Below are 18,601 nucleotides of genomic sequence, written 5' to 3' on the forward strand. Positions count from 1 at the left end.
GGCCGGAATCAGGATCGATCCGGCGTCTTCTTCCCTAAGCCTGCTGGACGGAAGCCCCGGCGGAAACGGGAATTTCCAATCATTGAAATGGCTTCGCCGACGCCACTTCACCGGCCAGGAACTGCAGGCCGCGCTGCACAATGCGCAGTCCGGCCGAGTGGTTGAGGAAGCCGTGCGTGGCGCCCGGTTCCATGCGCGCCTCCACGGCGATCCCGGCCGCCCGGAGACCGTCCACGAACAGCTCGCCGGAATGGCGCAGGTCATCGTATTCGCACACCAGAACGGCAGCCGGCGGCAGGCCGGCAGGGTCCGCGTAGCCGGGCATGGCGTAGGAAGACGCCATCAGGAGGGGACCTCCGATGTAGTTCTCCACCATGGCGCGGCAATCGTCCGCCGTGAAGCGGAGGATACGCGGAAGACCGGCGATGCCCTCCTCCCGAAGGTCCCCTGACCCCGGATCTCCCGGCTCCGGCAGGTCCGGCGGCACCGGCAGCTCCGCATGCAGGAACGGGTAGGCGAGCACCAGCTTCGCGGGCAGCTGGCGGCCCGCATCCTTCAGAAACAGGGCAGCACCGACCGCCAGGTTGCCACCGGCACTGGCTCCGCCCAGGCAGAGGGTCCGGGCGTCAGCCCCCAGCTCAGCAGCGTGCTCCACGGCCCACAACCAGGCTGCCAGGACATCCTCGTGCGGCACCGGAAAATGCACCCCGCCGCGTGCCAGCCGATAGCCCACGGACAGCACCACCCCGCCGGTCCTGTCGGCCACTTCCCGTGCCAGCTGGTCCGCTTCCCGCATGTCCAGGCCGCCCCCGGCAAAACCGCCGCCGTGAACCCACACGAGGGCCGGGAGCCCGTCTCCGGCAGCGGCCGGGCTGTCCCCGGAAGTGTCCGGGGCGCCGACGTAAATGCGCACCGGCACCGGGCCGTTGGGGCCCGGCACGTCCACGGTCCGGACTGCGACCTCCGGCGCCGCATACGCGGCCGTTCCGGCGCTGAAGGCCTCCAGCCGCTCCAGGCCGGAGGGATCTGCCAGGAGCTCGGCGAAGGACCCTGCACCGGCCACGTGGTGCATGAGGCCCGCCAGCTCCGGATCCAGTGTCATGGCTGCGCCGCGAGCTCAGGTGCCCTGACAGCGCGGTCGGGCATCACAGTGCAGCTGAACGAGTGCGTCCCCGAACCCACCTCGTGCGCTGTCGCGTCCATGTCCGGCAGCACCACCGTTGCGGTGCAGCCCGCCGGCACGGTCACCTGCAGCGTGAAGTCCGCACCGGCCAGGTCCCAGCTGGCCTCGGCCGTCCCGTACGGCGTTTCGTGACTGGCCCGTGCCCATCCCAGCCCGCCGCCGGGCCGGGGCCGGACCAGCAGTTTCCGGTAGCCGGGTCCGGCCGGAGCCAGTCCCGCCAGGCTGCGGTGCATCCAGTCGGCCACGGCACCCAGGGCGTAGTGGTTGAAGGACGTCATTTCGCCCTCGTTGATGCTGCCGTCCGGAAGCATGGAGTCCCACCGCTCCCAGATGGTGGTGGCACCCATGGTCACCGGGTAAAGCCACGACGGGCATTCCGTCTGGAGCAGGAGCCGGTAGGCGGCCGTCGAGTAGCCGTGGTCGGTCAGTGCGTCGCAGACCAGCGGGGTCCCTACGAAACCCGTGGCAATCCGGTAGCCGTCGGCTTCCACCGCGCCGGCCAGCCCCGCGGCCGCGGCCGCCCGTTCCCCGCCTTCCAGCAGTCCGAAGCTCAGCGCGACGGCGTAGGCCGTCTGCGTGGGCGGCATCAGCAGCCCGTCACCGGATATATAACGCCTACGGAATACATCGGCGGCCCGCTGCGAGAGCTCATCCAGAGTGGAGGAGTCCTCCCCCAGCAGCCGCGCGGCCTCGCCGGCCACCCGCGCCGAGTACGCCAGGTAGGCCTGCGCCACCAGCTGCCACGGCGTCCGGGCAGCGCCGGGATCGTTGGGCGGCGCTGCCGGGTCCAGCCAGTCGCCGAACTGGAACCCCTGCTCGAACCGCAGTTCCGGTCCGGCAGCCTGGGCGGCGGCATCCAGCCACGCGATCATTCCCGGCAGCTGGCGCCGCAGGAACTCCAAGTCACCCGTTCGCTGGTACAGCACCCAGGGAACCAGCACGGCCGCGTCACCCCACGCGGCCATCACCGGCCGGACAGGGAACGGCGGCTTATCGAACGTTACTTCGGGGACCACCAGCGGCGGAGGACCGTCGGTACCCTGCTCGGCGGCCAGGTCTTTCAACCAGGAGGCCGTGAACCCGGGGATCCGGTAGAGGAAGGACGCCGTTGCCGCGAAAATCTGGAAGTCGCCGGTCCAGCCGAGCCGTTCGTTGCGCTGCGGGCAGTCCGTTGGAACATCGACGAAGTTGCCGCGCATGCCCCACACCACGTTGGAATGGAGCTGGTTCAGCATGGGGTCGGAACATTCGAAGGAACCGGTCCGCGCGAGGTCTGAGTGGACCACGACGGCGGTGAACGCGTCCGGGTCCAGGTCACCGGCCCAGCCGGTCACCTCCGCGTAGCGGAAGCCGTGGATGGTGAATTCAGGTTCCCAGATTTCCTCACGGCCGCCGCGCAGGATGTACCGGTCGGTCTGCCTGGCCACCCGCAGCGGCCTGGTGCCGAGTTCTCCGTGTTCCAGGACCTCGGCGTGGCGCAGCACCACCTCCGCGCCGGCCTCTCCGCTGACCCGGAGGCGTACATGTCCCACCAGGTTCTGGCCGAAGTCCAAAATGGTCTTCCCGGACGGTGTGGCCAGCACTGCGGCCACGGGCAGTTCTTCTGTGGCGCGCACCGGCGGACCGTCCGGCGCCACCAGCACCGACGCATCGAAGTCCTCCACGGCCACCGGGCCGAGGGCGGCGTCTTCGGCACCTGCCCAGCCGCCATCTTCCAGCCGGGCATCATACGTTTCGCCGTTGTAGAGATCGGAGCCGAGCACCGGGCTCCTGCCAGCCAGCCAGGAACTGTCGGTTCCGATGATCGTGATGCTGCCGCCGTCGTCGGCGATTTCCAGTTGCGCGATCGCCGCCGTGCGGTCGCCGTAGGTGTTGCGCTTGTCCTGGAAGCCCAGGTTGCCGCGCCACCAGCCGTCGGCAAGTTCAAGTCCGATGACGTTGGTGCCGGGCTGCAGGTAGTCGGTGACGTCGTGGGACTGGTAGCGGAGGCGGTGGTGGTAGCTGGTCCAGCCCGGCGCCAGTCGCTCGCGGCCGACGCGCCGGCCGTTGATCGAGGCCACGTAGACACCGTGGGCGCTGGCATAGAGGCGTGCGGAGGCCACGGAGCCCGTGACTTCGAACGTGCGGCTCAGCCGGGAGGCGGGCTCGGTGTCTTCGCTGGCTTCATCCCGGGCCGGCCGGATCATGGCCGCCTGCCAGTCTTCCGGGTTCAGGAGCCCGGCTTCGACGTAGGTGACGGGACCCCACTCGGAGGGACCGCCGTCGTCGTTGCCCCACACACGGACCCGGACCGCGACGCGCTGGCGGCTGGTCAGCGCGGGTGCCGGCCACGGCTGCAGGAGCTGTTCCACGGATTCGGTCCGGCCGTAGCTGACCAAGCGCGTTTCATCAGCGCCCAGCTCGAGTTCGTAGGCGCACTGGACCCAGCCCGGCGTTTCGGCGGTGACCCGCCAGGAGAGCCGCGGCTGCTCCTCGCCGATACCGAAGGGCTCTTCGTGGTGTTCGAAGCGGAGGGCGGAAGGTCGGAATGGTTGAGTCAACGTCGGCTCGATTCGTTACGAAGGGGAAGTTTCGGGGCTTCCCCAAGCGTCCCGGGAACGGCCTTGCGCCCGCTAGCGGAGTTTCATTGACTGAAAACTGCGCCCGTGGACCCCTGGAATCCGGCGACGCGGAACCGTCAGCTCAGGCAGAGGCAAAACGGGTGGCCGGCAGGGTCCAGGAAGACGCGGAAGGTGGTGCCGGGCTGCGTCTCAGCCTTGGTGGCGCCCAAGCTGATGGCCTCTTTTTCGCCGTGGTCCAGGTCCTCCACCACCATGTCCATGTGCATCTGCTGCGGGTGGGCCTGGCCAGGCCACTCGGGCGCCTGGTAGCCGTCCACCTGCTGGAAGGCAATGCAGTTGCTGCCGTCGTCGGGCCGGATCTCCACCCAGCCATCGTCGACCCTCTCGTTCCAGCCGAGCAGGGCACCGTAAAAGCCCGCGAGGGCTTTCGGATCGGGGCAGTCGATGACAAAGCTTGGGAAGCGTGCGATAGCCATAGCGGCATGCTACCGGCCCGCCGTCGGGCCTGTCCTTAAAGCTCGCTGACGAAAAAATCCACTGCGGTGCTGAGGATTCCGTCCAGCTGGTCTTCGGCGAAGAAGAAACAGTGGTCGCCGCCTTCGACGGTGACCAGCTCGTTGCGGACACCGGCATCCGTCAGCGCCGCGGCCAGCAGTTCGCTCTGGGCCAGCGGGACCAGGCCGTCGCTGTCGCCGTGGATGAGCAGGAACGGCGCCGCGCCGGCAGTGACGTAGCCCAGCGGGCTGGCCGCCGTTAGCAAGGCAGGATCGGCGCTGCCGCCCACCAGCATGGGGCCGGGTTCCATGGTCATCCCCGGTGGCACTGCAGCCACGAGCGGGCCGGACATGAGCCCGGCGGGCGTGTCCATGGGCGGCATGTCCGGCAGCGAGGACACACCGTAGAAGTCGACGACGGCGCTGACGCTGCTGGAGTGCCCCTGCACACCAATCCCTCCCTCGAGTTCCCCGCGGGCCCCGGTGACCCCGAGCAGTGCAGCGAGGTGCCCGCCGGCCGACTCGCCCCAGGCGCCGATGCGGTCCGCGTCGATGCCCAGGACCTCGGCGTGGCCGCGCAGGTAGCGGACCGCGGCTTTGAGATCGTGCAGCTGCGCCGGGAAGGGCGCTTCCAGTGCATGGCGGTAGTCAACTGTGGCGCAGGCGATGCCGGCCTCGTTGAGCAGCTTGAAGACCGAATCCGGGGCGAACGTGGGCGGCAGGTCGCGGCGGTCACCAAGCTGGAACGCGCCGCCGTGGATCCACACCACCACGGGGACGGGTCCGGCGGTTTCGCGCGGCAGCCAGATGTCCATTGCCAGGCGCCGGAAGCCGACCGCGATCGCGTAGCTGACCTCGCGGTGCACCGTGGACACGGCCGATGCCACCTGCGGGGTTGCCGGCGCGTGGAAGGCCGGGAACGGCGGCGGCGCAGGCATCCGTTTCCGGTGATCCGCGGTGGTGACTGTTTCAGGGGTCATCGTGCGCTCCTTGCGAGGTCAGGGGCCGCCAGTGCGGCGGCAAAGGAATGAGTTCCGGGCCCGACGGCGGCAATCGGCTCACCGGGCAGGCGGATGTCCGCTGTGGTTCCGGAGGGGACGGCGGCCGTCAGCGTCAGCACGCCGTCGTCGATGGCCCAGTCCACCTCGATGAGGCCCTGCGGGCCCCGGTGCGACGTGCTGGAGGACGTCAGTCCGGCGCCCGGCCGGGGTTCGATGATGATCCGCTGCCAGCCCGCACTCCCCGGCGCCTGGCGCAGCCCGGCGGTGTAGCGGTGCAGGAACGAGACCACGGCACCCTTGCTGTAGTGGTTGAGCGAGCCCGTGGCACTGCCATCGGCACCGATGCCGTTCCAGTCCTCCCACATGGTGGTGGCGCCGCGGTCCACCATCACCAGCCAGGAGGGCTCAGAGTCCTGCATCAGGAGCTCATAGGCGAGGCCCAGGTGGCCGTTGTCCGCAAGTGTTGGAAGCAGGTACGGCGTGGCCAGGAAGCCGGTGCCCAGATGGGTGCCCGCCGCCCTGACCAGGCCCGCCAGCTGATCCGCGACGGCAGGACGGGCAGTGTCCGGCACGAGGTCGAAGGCGAGCGCCCGCACGCAGTTGGCCTGCGTGCCGCCGCGCACCGTTTGCCCGGATACGGTTCCGTCAGCCTGCAGGTATTCCCGCTGCCACGCGCGGCGGACGTTCTCGGAGAGGTCCCCAAGTTCGCCAGCCTCGGCGGTTCTGCCCATCACGGCGGCAATCCGGGCCATGATGGCGGAGGAGTGCCGGTAGTAGGCGGTGGCCACGATGCCGTTGTCCGCGGACCGGGAGGCGAAGAGGTCCGGCGCCGGCCCGCCCGGTTCCATCCATTCGCCGAAATGGAAGCCGGTGTCCCAGAGGTACTGCTCATGCTCTTCGGGGGCGGGGCGGCCGGCTGCCCTGGCCGGGTGCCGGTTCCCCTGTGCGGTGCTTCGGATGAAGCCCAGCCACCGGTTCATCGCGTCCCAGTTCTCTTCGAGTATGCCGGTGTCCCCCGTGGCGAGATAAAGCTCCCAGGGCACCGTGACGATCGCGTCTCCCCACCCCGCTGACCCGTTGGTGAAGGCCATGAACTCGGCGCTGGTGACCCCCGGTCCGGGCGACGGCGAAATGTTGGCCACCACCCCGTTCTCCCATTGGTCGGCACGGACATCGTTGAGCCACTTCCGCGAAAAGCCCGCCACGTCGTAGAGGTACGCGGCGGTGGGCACAAAGAGCTGCCAGTCGCCGGTCCAGCCGGCCTTCTCGCGCTGCGGGCAGTCGGTCGGGACCTCGCAGGCGTTGCCGCGGAAGCTCCAGTCCACGATGTCATGGAGTTTATTGAGCCTGCCGTCGCTGCAGCTGAAGGTGCCCAGCCGTTCCAGGTCGGTCTGCACCATGCAGCCGGTGATGTCCCCGGGCTGCAGCGTTTCGGCCAGGCCGCGGACGGAGACGAACTGGAACCCGTGGGCGGTATGGCGCGGCTCGAAGACCTCACCAGGAGTGCCTCCGGACACCACCGAATCCACCTGCCCGGCACCGAGGAACTGGCCGGGGTTCTTGAAATCGATGGGGCGGAGGTGGTCCTGGGTGACCTCGCCGGCCGCGTCCAGGGCCTCGCCGTGCACCAGGGTCACTTCGGTGCCTGCTGCGCCCAGCCGGCTGAGCCGGACCCAGCCGTTGATGTTCTGCCCCAGGTCCACGATCTGATTGCCGTTGGCCAGGCGGGAGATGGACACCGGTTCAAGCTCCGCCACAATCCGGGTGGGCGGTGCCACCGGACCGGTGAGGGTGGCGAAGCTGCCATCGCGCAGCACGGCGGGCCGGGCTGGCTCACCTTGAACAGCTGCCCGGAGATCCACTCGCTGGCCTTCCATCAGGTCAGCGGAGAGGATCTCCGTGGCGGAAACCAGCCATGATTCGTCGGTGCCGATAACGGTCAGCGCTCCCCCGGACTCCATTTCCAGCTGCGCCAGGAAAGCAGTCTGCGTTCCGTACATGTCGGCGTCGCGAGTGAACCCGAAGGACCCGCGGAACCAGCCGTCCGTGAGGACGGCCCGCACGGTGTTGGTGCCGCGGCGCAGCAGGTGCGCGATATCGAACGTCTGGAACTGCAGGGTGCTGTGGTAGCTCGTGGAGCCGGGGGTGAGCTGCTGGTCCCCCACCCGGTGGCCGTTGAGGAAGAGCTCATAGATGCCGTGCGCCGTGGCGTAGGCCCGCGCAAAATCCGGCACGGCGTCCACGGTGAAGTCCCGGTGCAGGGCATAACCGGGGCGCTGCCCCGGCGCCGGGACCAGGGGCTCGTCCGGCAGGCCCGGCTCGTCGGGCCCGATCCACCGGGCGCTCCAGTCCGAGGCGTCCAACAGGCCCAGCTCCACGGCCATCGGCTCGGACCAGCCGGACAGGACCTCGGTCCCGTCCGCGGCCACGTTCCAGGCCCGGACTTTCCAGTCGAAGCGGTCGCGGGAGCCAAGGTCCGGCCCGCGGTAGGGCACGAAGCTGTGCACCTCCGAGTCCACGCGGCCCGTGTCCCAGCCGTTGCTCGTGCTGAGCTGGTAGGCCGTCTGCCGGACGGTGCCGTGCGGCGGCGTCCAGCTGAACCGCGGGGCGGTGTTGGTGATGCCGACGGCCTGGCTGAGGTTTTCGGTCCGGAGACGAGTGGGTGCTGCCGCCTCGAGCCGCTGGATCAGGTCGCCCCACACGGCGGAAACGTCGATGCGATTGTTGAAGACCGTTCCCGGGGCCGGCTGCCCGCCGAGCGCCCTGGATCCAGGTGCAAAGGGCACCAGGGTACTGTCTCCGAGGGTCAGCGTTGCACCCAGTTGCACGAAGGGCGGAACGTCGAGCAGGCGTTCCGCCAGCCAGGAACCGACCCGTGAGGCGGCAGCGAGGTCATTCTTCACTGCCTCCACTGCGACGGTCATCCGGGTGTACTCCTCGAAGGGAATCCGAAGGTGGGGCATCCGTGAGTTAAGGACCTCGGCTGCCGCGTCAAGGTCGGTGTCTGAGTTGTATTCCCCCCGACCCGTTTCAGCCAAAGTGCCGCCCACCCAGACCAAGACCGCCCTTTCGGCAAGGGATGAGTCCGTTCGGAGCGCGGCGGCGACGTTTGTCAGTGGTCCCCCGCAAAGCACCGTGGTCCGCGCGAAGCGGGCGGAAGTTTCAACGATTGCACGCGCCGCAGCACTGACCTGCCTCTCCGTGGTCCCGGTGGTCTCCGCACCGGCGATCACCTGCACGTCGCTGAGCCCCATGAGGTGGACGAGGTGCTCGGCGAGCTGCGCGCCGCGGCTGGCAGTGGACGTAGGATCAGCACCTGCCAGTTCGGCCAGTCCGGGATCCAGGGGCGAGGTTGTCACCAGGACTTTCACACCGGGACCGCACCCTAAAAGGATATGCGCGAGGGCAACGAGCCCGTCGGGGTCGCCGGCGTAATCGTTATCCACGACGAGCAGTTCCGCGGAAGCTTTCTCCCTGGCCGTCACCGTGCTCATGCCCCCTTCGGGAAGCCTGGGACGCCGGACGTCCCGGGAACGCCAGGCGTGCCGGCCCAGGCGTAGTGGCAGGCGACGTCGGAGGCCCCGACGCGGCGCAGCGCGGGCCGTTCGGAGGCACACAATTCCGTGGCCAGCGGGCAGCGCTGGCTGAAGGGGCAGCCGCCCGGCGTGGCCGCGACAGCGGCGGCAGTGCGAACCCCCAGGGCTTCGCGGACAGCGCGCCGTTGGGCCTGTTCCGCGGGCCTCGGTACGGGGGAAGCCGCCACGAGGGCCTGCGTGAACGGGTGTTGGGGTGCCTCCGTCACGGCTGCCGCCGGTCCGCTTTCCATGACCTGGCCGCGGTAAAGGACCACCACGCGCTGGGCGAGGAACTGGACCACCGAAATGTCGTGGGCGATGAACAGGTAGCTGAGGCCGCGTTCGTCACGGAGGTCGGCCAGCAGGTTGAGCACCTGGGCCTGGGTGGAAAGGTCCAGGGCGCTGACCGCCTCGTCGCAGACCACCAGTTGGGGGTCGCAGATCAGGGCGCGCGCCACCGCAATGCGCTGGCGCTGGCCGCCGGAGAACTGGCTGGGATAGCGGTCCACAGCTTCGCGGGGCAGGCCCACGCGTTCCAGCATGGCTTCGGCCTTGTCCCGGGCTTCAAGGGCAGTGGCTCCGCGGAGTCGCAGCGGTTCGGCAAGCGAAGCACCAATGGTCTGGCGCGGATTCAGCGAGGAATTGGGGTCCTGGAAGACGGCCCGGAGTTCTCCGCCCAGGGCGCGGCGCTCTGCAGCTCCGGCGCGGGTGATGTCCTTGCCCTGGAAGGTGATGGTGCCGCCGGCGCTCTTCTGGAGGCCCAGAATGGCTTTGCCGATGGTGGACTTTCCGGAACCTGACTCCCCCACCAGGCCCACGGTCTCGCCGGGGAGGATGCTGAAACTCACCCCGTCCACCGCTGCCGGCACCGCCGCAGCTTTCCGCCCGCGGCCGTAGCGGACCACCAGGTCCTTGACTTCCAGCATGGGCTGCTCCGGCGCAACCGCCGCTGTGTCCTGCCGTTCTGCCGTCTCGATGCTCATGCCAGGTCCTTTTCAACGATTTTCAGTACTCGGTGCGTGGGCACTTCGGTGGCAAGCCACTCGAGGCCTTCCACGGCCAGTTCGTCGGCTTTGACGCAGCGGACCAGCCCGTCCTCCGAGCCGGAGGCCAGCAGCGGCACCGGGGTGGCACAGGCCGATCCGGCGAACTGGCAGCGGGCCGCAAAGCGGCAGCCGGCGGGCCAGTCCTTGGGCTGCGGCACCTGGCCGCTGATGGTGGCCAGCCGGTCAGGCATGTCAGCCGCGGAGTTGGCGTGCGGGTCCGCGGCAAGAAGCGCCAGCGTGTAGGGGTGGCGGGGGTTGTCCAGGATGTTGGCGGTCCGGCCGCTTTCCACCACCTGGCCCGCGTACATGACGGCGACGTTGTCGCAGATGTCCGCCACGACGCCGAGGTCGTGCGTCACCATCACCACCGACATGCCGGTGTCCTTCACCAGCGAGCGGAGCAGGGACAGGATTTCCGCCTGGACCGTGACGTCCAGCGCGGTGGTGGGCTCATCGGCCACCAGCAGCCGGGGCCGTCCGGAGAGGGCCAGGGCGATGGCCACGCGCTGGGCCATGCCGCCGCTGATCTGGTGCGGGTAGGTATTGAGGATGCGTTCGGCGTCCACGATGCCCACCTGTTCAAGCAGGCCGAGGGCTTCCTTCCGGGCGTCCGACTTGCCGATTTTCCGGAGCCGACGGATGGCGGAAGTGAGCTGGTAGCCCACCGTGAACATGGGGTCCAGGGCCCGCATGGGTTCCTGCGAGATCAGGGCGATCTCACGGCCTCGGATGGCTTCCATCTCGCGGTCGGTGGCGGCGGCCAGGTTCTTGCCGTTCCACAGAATCTGCCCGCCGGCCGCGGCCACCCCGGAGGGGAGCAGGCCCAGCAGCGACAGCGCGGTCATGGTCTTGCCGCAACCGGACTCCCCTACGAGCCCCAGCACGGTTCCCTGCTCGACGTCGAAAGAGACGTCCGTGACCAGGCGGGGACCGCCGTCGACCCCTACCGAGAGTCCGCGGACGCTGAGGTGGCCGTTCGCGGGTGCGGCGTCAGAGTCGGCTGCCGTTGCGGCCACGGCCAGGGCTGAAACAGCCTTGACCCGCTGCCGGCGTGCCGCGGCGGACGGCAGGTGAGACGCGCTGGCGTTGGGCGCCTTGCCCAGGGCGTTGCCGATGGCGTTGGCGGCCAGGACGGTCAGCGCGAGCACGGCGCCGGTGGGGACCATCAGCCACGGGGCATCGTAGACGTGCTGCGACGCGCCCTGGATCATGCCGCCCCAGCTGGGCTGCGGGATGGGCGGGCCGAAGCCGATGAAGGCCAGGCCGGCCTGGATGAGCATGCCGACGGCGAAGATGAGGGCGGACTGCACCACGATGGTGTTGGTCAGGCCGGGCAGGACGTGCCGGAGGCTGATGCCCAGCGTACTGACGCCGTCAACCTTGGCGGCGTCCACGTAGAGCTGGGACTGAAGGGACTTCGCCTGGCCGAGCATCACGCGGTAGATTCCGGCGGAGATGAGGACGCCGAGGATCGCCATGATCAGCGGGATGTTGGTCCCCACTGCGCCGATGACGGCCAGGATGATCACCGTGCCGGGCAGGGACATCATGATTTCGGTGACGCGGCTGATCACCGCCTCAGCGCGTTCGCCGGCGGCGGCCGCCAGCATCGCCAGGACCGTTCCAAACCCGACGCCGACAATCACCGTGATCAGTGAGGTTCCGAGCGTGCCTGCGGCGGCAGCGAAAATGCGGCTCAGGAGGTCCCGGCCGAGTTCATCGGTACCGAGCCAGTGGGCAGCGGTGGGGCCGGAGAGGACGGCGGTGAAGTCCTGGTCTTCGGTTTTGAACGGCAGCCACCACGGGGCAGTCAATGAAGCGGCCACGATGGCCGCCAGCCAGATGACGCCCGCCAGGCCGGCCGGGGAAGCGAAGAGGCGGTGGGCGGAGAACCGGGCGCGGGCGTTCTTGCGCTGGAGCGGGGCGGGAGCGACGGAGGGGATCATGAGGCACGCAACTTCGGGTCGAGGAACTTGGTGGCGAGTTCCAGCCCCAGGTTTACGGCCACCACCACAACGGTGGCGATGACCACTACGCCCTGTACGGAGGGGGCATCGTGGGTGCTGACGGAGTTTTGGACTGCCTGGCCCAGGCCCGGCATGGCGAACAGCTGCTCCGCGATGACGGAGCCGCCGAACAGTCCGATGAACTGCAGGGCGATGCCGGCCACGATGGGGAGGCTGGCGTAGCGGAGGGCGTGGATGTAGAGGATCTTCCAGGTGGGCGTGGCCGTGGCGCGGAGCGTACGGATATGTTCCTGCTGCAGCGCCTCAAGCATGGAAGCCCTGGTCTGACGGGCGATGAACGCCGCACCGCCCACGGCCAAGGTGATCACCGGCAGCGCCAGGGACATGGCCCAGTCCTGCGGGGAGACTTCGAAGGGAACGTAGCCGGTGGCGGGAAACACCGAGGACTGGACAGCGAAGAGGTACACAAAGATGATGCCGATCCAGAAGGCGGGCAGTGCCACGGCCAGGCCGCAGATTCCGCCGACGATCCGGTCCGCGAGGCCTCCGCGCACAGCGGCGGTCACGCCGAGGAGAACCCCCAGTACAGCGCTCAGCACGGTGGCGCCGGCCGCGAGCGACGCGGTCACCGGGAGCCTACTGGCCAGGTCAGCGGACACGGAACGGCCGTCGATGAGCGAGACACCGAGATCGCCCTGGACCGCGCCACCCAGCCAGCCGAAAAACTGGACCAGGAGGGGATCGGACCAGCCAAGCCGACGGTTGACCTCGTCGATGGCTTCCTGGGATGCGCCGGCTCCGAGCGAGACCGCTCCGGGGCTGCCGGGCATTGCGTGCACCAGCAGGAATGCCAGCACCGCGACCACCAGCACGGTGGCGAGCGCCATCAGCAGGCGCTTGGTAATGAATAGTGCCATGGTGACCTCCATCGGTCAGGACCTGCCGGGCCGCCCTCCGTTGAGGACAGCCCGGCAGAGCCGGTGTTGGCTTGGTTCGGGTATTAGCTGGCGGGTGCGTAGGACGAGAGCAGCGGGTAGGCGTTGGTGCCGGCGAACTCCACCTGCTTGATCTTCTTGGTGTTGTAGCCCTGGTTGGTGAGTGACTCGTAGAGCGGGATCATCCAGCCGGATTCCACCAGGCGGGTGTTGAGCTTGGTGAGCGCGGTCTTCCTGGCGGCGTCGTCCTTCGCGGCAGCAGCCTCGCCCGTGGCGGCCGTCAGCTGCTCATCGGTGGCCTTCTGGACGTTGGTGAAACCGTTCAGGACGACGCCGTACATCAGGCCCACCGGGTTGTCCCAGCCGAGGGAGGCGTAGCCGAGGGGCGTGGTGGCAACTGCCGCGAACGCTTCATCGGTGGAAGCGGCCATCTTGACGTTCATGGTGATCCCGACGGCGGCCAGATCCTTCTGGACGGCCTGCAGGTCCGTCTGGGTTTCAGCGCTGCCAACAATGGTGAACTCGAAGCCGTCAGCGAAGCCGGCCTCAGCCAGGAGGCTCTTCGCCTTCGCCGGATCATAGGCGAACTTGGTGTTCAGCTCTTCGCTGAAGCCGGCAGAATCCTTGGGAAGTGCATTCCAGGCGGGGATATCCCCCTTGTGCAGTGCGTCCACCAGTGACTGGCGGTTGATGGCGTACTGGAACGACTGGCGGACTTTCTCGCTGGCGAAGGCGGGGGCGGTCTTCCCGGTCTTGTCGAAGGAAACCATGGTGTGCAGGGTTCCTCCGATCTGGGAAACGCCCAGGCCCTTGGACTTTGCGAAGTCCACCGTGGGGGAGGTGAGCATGGCGACGTCGGCCTGGCCGGAGACGAGGGCGTTGGCACGCGCCTGGGGATCCTGGATGACGCTGAAAGTGACCTTGCTGAAGGCGTACTTTGAAGCGTCCGGGCTCTTCTCGTTCTTGACCAGCACGTACTTGTTGCCCTTCACCGTGGACGCGTCAAGGGTGTAAGGGCCGGAGCCGTCCGGGGTCGCGGCCAGGCTGGCGGTGTCCGCCACGCCGGTCTTGCCGACGATCATGCCCATGGTTCCCGTGAGGTTCTTTTCAAAGCCCGGCTGGGCCTTTGCGAACGTGAGGGAAACCTGCGCGGGGCTGACGACGTCAACCGAGGTGATCTCCTGGGCGCCGCCCTTGGCCACGGCGGAGTACGCACTCAGCGCCGGATCCGTGCGGCGGTCGAAGTTGGCTTTGACCAAGGCTGCGTCCAGGGTGGAACCGTCCGTGAATGTGACACCCTCTTTGAGGGTGAGCGTGAGAACCGTGTTGTCCGCGTTGTAGCTGAACTCCTTGGCCAGGCCCGGACCCGCGGATCCGTCCGGCTGCAGGGTCATCAGGTTCTCGTAGAGGCCTTCGAAGAACTGGCGCTGCGCGTCGGCAACCCGCAGCGGATCAAACCCGAAAGAAGCAGCATCGCTGTCGACGGCGAGGGTCAGGGAGCTCGTGTCCGCCTTGGCAGTTGCCTGGCTGGAACCGCCGCAGGCGGTCAATGATCCCAGGAGGAGCGCTCCGGCCAGGACGGCGGAGCTCCCGCGTGCGGTGGAGTTCAGAAGTTTCATGTAGTGCGCCTTTGCATTCTGATGTGACAACGGGAAGAACAGTTAGGGGCGCCAGGCGGGTGGCCGGCTCCCCTCAAGCATCAGCGGGCGCTGTTTGATGGAGACACGAGGATTTCATTGGTTGAAATACTTCTGTGGCGGGCGTCACGGCATCGCATCAGGGGCCGGCAGCTCAGGCGATGAGTCTTTCAATCAATGAAAACGGCTGCCCATGGTCCGGCGCCGGGCACAGAGGATGGACAGTCAGCCCCCCGCACAGTCGCCTGGGGCTCGCATCGAAAGGAACCAGATGACCGACTCTTTTGCCTTCCCGCAGGATTTCCTATGGGGCGTCGCCACGGCAGCCCACCAGGTCGAAGGAAACAACGTCAACAGCGACTGCTGGTTCCTGGAAAGGCTTCCCGGAACGATCTTCGCCGAACCGTCCGGGGACGCCGTGGACCACTACCACCGGTACCGCGAGGACATCGCCCTGATTGCCGGCCTGGGATTCACCAGCTACCGCTTCTCGCTGGAGTGGGCCCGCATCGAGCCCGAAGAAGGACATTTCTCGGTGGCGGAACTGAACCACTACCGCCGCGTCCTGGAGGCCTGCCATGAGCACGGGCTCACCCCGGTGGTCACGTTCCACCACTTCACCTCGCCGCTGTGGCTTCTGGCGGCCGGCGGCTGGGAAGGTCCGAGGACCGCCGGGCTCTTTGCCCGCTACTGCGACCGGGCCATGGCGCACCTGGGCGACCTCATTGGCATCGCCTGCACCCTGAATGAACCCAACCTTCCCTGGCTACTGAAATCCATCGGACTGTTCAGCGAGGCCCCGGAAGACCGCGGTTCTGTTCCGGTTTGGGCTACAGCCGCGGAGCGCTTGGGCGTGGCCGCCAGTACGGTGGCCCCGTTCCAGTTCACTGCCACAGAGGCCGCGTTTGACGTAAAGCTGGCGGCGCACCGGGCCGCCACGGCAGCCATCAAGGCCAGGCGGCCGGAGCTGCAGGTGGGCTGGACGCTTGCAAACTCCGATATCCAGTCCATCGACGGCGGCCAGGACTTTGCTGACTCGGCCCGCCGCGACGTCAACGAACGCTTTCTGGAAGCCTCCCGCAGCGACGACTTCGTGGGAATCCAGACCTATGGCCGCACCGTCTTCGGTCCGGACGGATTGGCTCCGGCTGCGGAGGGCGTCCCCACCAACCAGATGGGCGAGGAGATCTACCCCCAGGGCCTTGAGGCCACCATTCGGGAAGCTCACCGCGTTGCCGGCATTCCCGTGATCGTCACGGAGAACGGCCTTGCCACCGAGGACGACACCCAGCGGCTTGCCTACCTCCGCACGGCGGTGGACGGCGTTGCCTCCTGCCTGGCGGACGGGATCGACGTGCGCGGCTACATTGCGTGGACTGCCTTCGACAACTACGAGTGGATTTTCGGTTACCGACCCAAGTTCGGCCTCATCGCGGTGGACCGGACTACCCAGGAACGGACCCCGAAGGAAAGCGCCAGGTTCCTCGGCAGCCTCGCCCGGGCGAAGGTGGTGGAGTCCGTCTGAACCGGTGCTGGTGACGCCCCGCCCAGTGAGCGCGGAGACCATGGAACACCAGCTAGGAGTTTCATTGGGCGAAACACTATTGTGGTGGGGGTCACTGGCGACGAAGAAGGAACGGTGTGAGATGACAGCAGTCCCGGAAAGCGGTCCGGACGTTGCCGCTCCCGCCCGCGGCAAGCGCCCCAAGCAGGGCGAACCGGTCATTGACCGGGCCCTGAGCCTCCTCGCGGTCTTCACCGACCGTCGTCGTGCCCTGACGCTGTCCGAAATGGCCAGGTACGCAGACATGCCGGCGCCAACGGCGCTCCGGTTGATTGCCCGGCTAGTGGCGTGGGGCGCCTTGGAAAGGCTCGACGACGGCCGGTACGTGGTGGGCGTGAGGCTCTGGGAAGTCGCATCGCTGTCGCCCCGCGGCCACGGCGTGCGGGAAATCGCGCTGCCCTATCTGGAGGACCTCTTTGAAGTAACGCGCCACCACGTCCTGCTGGCGGTCCGCGACAAAAACGAGGCCGTGCTGATCGAGCGGCTGTCCTCCAAGGAGGCCACCGAGGTGGCCTACCGGGTGGGCGGCCGCGCGCCGCTACGGTCCACCGCCGTCGGCCTGGTTCTCCTCTCCGGCGCGGACGCGGATTTCCAGGAGGCTGTGATCCGTCAGCCCGCCGACGTGGAGGCCGGGGTGGACGCCATGCCGGAGGGCCAGCTCAGGCGAACGCTCTCCGACGTCCGCCGCACCGGCGTCGCGATGATCAGACGGTCTGCGCCCTCCCGGACCGTTTCCGTGGCATCACCCATATTCGATGCCCAGGGTGCCGTGGTTGCCGCACTGTCCATTGTGGTCCCCGACGGCGCCACTCCCCCGAACGTCCTGGCGCCGGCAGTCCAGGCTACGGCCAGGGCGGTGTCCCGAAACCTCGGGTACCGGGCCGAAGCCAGCTCCGGCGTCCGGGACGCGGGGCGGGCATAACAGCCCGGCTTACGTTCCAACCATTGAAATCCACGGTCCAGCCGCCGGACCGGGCTCCCTAACGTAGGAACTGCCGGCCCCAGAAAGCCGGCAGTGAACACTTTGCTACGGATGGAGCCCTGATGATTGACAGTGCAGCGGAACTGGCGCGGCCAGCCACAGCGTCCGCCGCCATCACACCGGTCATCCCCGGCTTCTTCCCGGACCCCACCATCTGCCGCGCGGGCGACGACTATTTCCTGGCTACGTCAAGCTTCGAATACTTCCCCGGGGCGCCCATCTTCCACAGCCGCGACCTCGTCAGCTGGGAGCAGATCGGGAACATCCTCACGCGGCGGAGCCAGTTTGCCGCCGGAGACCGCCGGCCTTCCGGCGGGATCTTCGGATCGACCCTGAGGTACCACAACGGCCGGTTCTGGTTCGTGACCACGAACATGAGCGACTTCGGCGGCGGCCACCTGCTGATGCATGCCGGCAACGCGGCGGGGCCCTGGAGCGACCCGGTCCGGATTCCGGGGACCCTGGGCATCGACCCGGACATCGCGTGGGATGCGGACGGCAATTGCTACCTCACCTGGGTGGGCTTTGGACCCGCTGAAAACGAATCGGGGATCGTCCAGGCGCTCCTGGATCCCCTGTCCGGTCAGCTGCTGGAACGTCCGCGGAAGGTTTGGCAGGGAACCGGGCTCGCATTCCCCGAAGGCCCGCACCTTTATCAGCACGGCAACTGGTGGTACCTGGTCCTCGCCGAGGGCGGCACCGAACGGGGCCATGCCGTTTCGGTCAGCCGGAGCAGCTCGCCGGCGGGCCCCTTCGAGCCGTATCCGGACAACCCGGTCTTCAGCCGCCGCAGCACTGCTGCCACGGTACAGAATGCGGGGCACGCCGACCTGGTCGAAACGGCCGACGGCGGTTGGGCGGCGGTCTACTTGGGCGTACGCCCCCGCGGCGTGGTCCCCGGCTACCACGTCCTGGGGCGGGAAACCTTCGTCGCGGGCATCAACTGGGCTGACGGCTGGCCCGGGTTCGACGAGGACCGCTACCAGGTGCCAGCCGTGGACACCTCCTTTTCCGATGACTTTTCCGCGGACCAGCTCCATCTGCGGTGGATCTCCCCGGGCAACGATCCGGCGTCCTTCACGGCCCCGGCCGCAGGCGGTCGCCTCGTCAGGAGCGGGGAGCCCGGCGGCGCCCGAGATTCCGGCGTCGCGGGTGGGCCCGTGGGAGCCGCACCCGTCCTCGCGACCAGGGTCAGGGACCATGCCTGGAGCGCCAGCGCCACTGTCCGCCTGGCGGCAGGCACGGCGGTGAGGCTGGTGCTGAGGATCGACGACTCCCACTGGTATGCGGTTGAAGCGTCCGACTGCGAAGTCAGGGCCGTGGCCCAGATCGGGCCGCTGCGGCAGGTGCTGGCGACGGCCCCGCGGGATCCGTCAACAGTCGCTGTATCAACGAGCGCTGTCCGGCTGGAGGTCAGCTGCACCGACGCTCCCTTCGCGGGCCAGCCGGGCAAGAACACCGGCCCGGACCAGATCCTCCTCGGATTTCAGCAGGGCGGCACCACCGTGACGCTGGCCCGGCTGGACGGGCGGTATGTGTCCACCGAAGTCGCAGGCGGTTTCACCGGCCGCGTCGTCGGCGTGTGTGCAGTCGGGGGGAGCGCCGTCGTCGAACGGTTCGACTACGACGCCGCCTCCTGACCTGCGCGCCTCAGCC

General features: G+C 68.2%; 11 protein-coding genes and 1 pseudogene. 3 read left to right on the plus strand and 9 right to left on the minus strand.

Translation table 11 applies throughout. From position 1 onward, the window contains the following. Nucleotides 1-79: 79 nt before the first annotated feature. The 9 genes and pseudogenes from AC6JAC_RS20785 to AC6JAC_RS20825 all read right to left on the minus strand — a co-directional run bounded on the left by AC6JAC_RS20785 (nt 80) and on the right by AC6JAC_RS20825 (nt 14,381). Nucleotides 80-1,102 carry an alpha/beta hydrolase fold domain-containing protein gene (locus AC6JAC_RS20785; protein WP_028270583.1) on the minus strand — a complete coding sequence of 341 codons (1,023 nt, stop codon included), beginning with the start codon at nt 1,100-1,102 and terminating at the stop codon, nt 80-82. Then, complete coding sequence (locus AC6JAC_RS20790; protein ID WP_156037099.1) at nt 1,099-3,723, minus strand: glycoside hydrolase family 78 protein; 2,625 nt, start codon at nt 3,721-3,723, stop codon at nt 1,099-1,101. The genes AC6JAC_RS20785 and AC6JAC_RS20790 overlap by 4 nt, the downstream gene beginning before the upstream one ends. Nucleotides 3,724-3,860: 137 nt before the next feature. Then, nucleotides 3,861-4,220: a VOC family protein gene (locus tag AC6JAC_RS20795; RefSeq protein WP_028270582.1), complete on the minus strand. Its 360-nt coding sequence runs from the start codon at nt 4,218-4,220 to the stop codon at nt 3,861-3,863. A gap of 35 nt (nt 4,221-4,255) precedes the next feature. Beyond that, nucleotides 4,256-5,218, minus strand: coding sequence for an alpha/beta hydrolase (locus tag AC6JAC_RS20800; protein ID WP_028270581.1), 963 nt, complete (start codon nt 5,216-5,218; stop codon nt 4,256-4,258). After that, a complete protein-coding gene (locus AC6JAC_RS20805) occupies nt 5,215-8,733 on the minus strand; it encodes a family 78 glycoside hydrolase catalytic domain (RefSeq protein WP_497966473.1) in 3,519 nt (1,172 codons plus the stop codon). Before AC6JAC_RS20805 ends, AC6JAC_RS20800 begins: the two co-directional genes overlap by 4 nt. Nucleotides 8,734-8,792: 59 nt before the next feature. Beyond that, a pseudogene (locus AC6JAC_RS20810) lies at nt 8,793-9,797 on the minus strand (oligopeptide/dipeptide ABC transporter ATP-binding protein); the annotation flags it as partial. Further along, a complete protein-coding gene (locus tag AC6JAC_RS20815) occupies nt 9,794-11,806 on the minus strand; it encodes a dipeptide/oligopeptide/nickel ABC transporter permease/ATP-binding protein (RefSeq protein ID WP_497966475.1) in 2,013 nt (670 codons plus the stop codon). The pseudogene AC6JAC_RS20810 and the gene AC6JAC_RS20815, both read right to left, overlap by 4 nt. Beyond that, nucleotides 11,803-12,756 (minus strand): ABC transporter permease, encoded by a 954-nt coding sequence (locus tag AC6JAC_RS20820; protein WP_497966477.1) that lies wholly within the window; start codon nt 12,754-12,756, stop codon nt 11,803-11,805. Before AC6JAC_RS20820 ends, AC6JAC_RS20815 begins: the two co-directional genes overlap by 4 nt. A gap of 71 nt (nt 12,757-12,827) precedes the next feature. Then, nucleotides 12,828-14,381 (minus strand): ABC transporter substrate-binding protein, encoded by a 1,554-nt coding sequence (locus AC6JAC_RS20825; RefSeq protein ID WP_497966479.1) that lies wholly within the window; start codon nt 14,379-14,381, stop codon nt 12,828-12,830. A gap of 289 nt (nt 14,382-14,670) precedes the next feature. Here AC6JAC_RS20825 and AC6JAC_RS20830 point away from each other — a divergent pair, with 289 nt between their 5' ends. From AC6JAC_RS20830 to AC6JAC_RS20840, 3 genes are all read left to right on the plus strand, one after another. Beyond that, entirely contained in the window at nt 14,671-15,924 is a 1,254-nt protein-coding gene (locus tag AC6JAC_RS20830; RefSeq protein ID WP_497966481.1) for a glycoside hydrolase family 1 protein, read from the plus strand. Between the two features lie 121 nt (nt 15,925-16,045). Next, nucleotides 16,046-16,885, plus strand: coding sequence for an IclR family transcriptional regulator (locus tag AC6JAC_RS20835; RefSeq protein ID WP_497966483.1), 840 nt, complete (start codon nt 16,046-16,048; stop codon nt 16,883-16,885). A 122-nt stretch (nt 16,886-17,007) separates the two neighbouring features. Continuing rightward, the gene (locus tag AC6JAC_RS20840) at nt 17,008-18,585 is read left to right on the plus strand and encodes a glycoside hydrolase family 43 protein (RefSeq protein ID WP_497966484.1); all 1,578 of its coding nucleotides are present in this window, start codon (nt 17,008-17,010) and stop codon (nt 18,583-18,585) included. The last annotated feature ends 16 nt before the right edge of the window (nt 18,586-18,601 follow it).

The sequence above is a fragment of the Arthrobacter sp. KUASC02 genome, assembly GCF_059739395.1.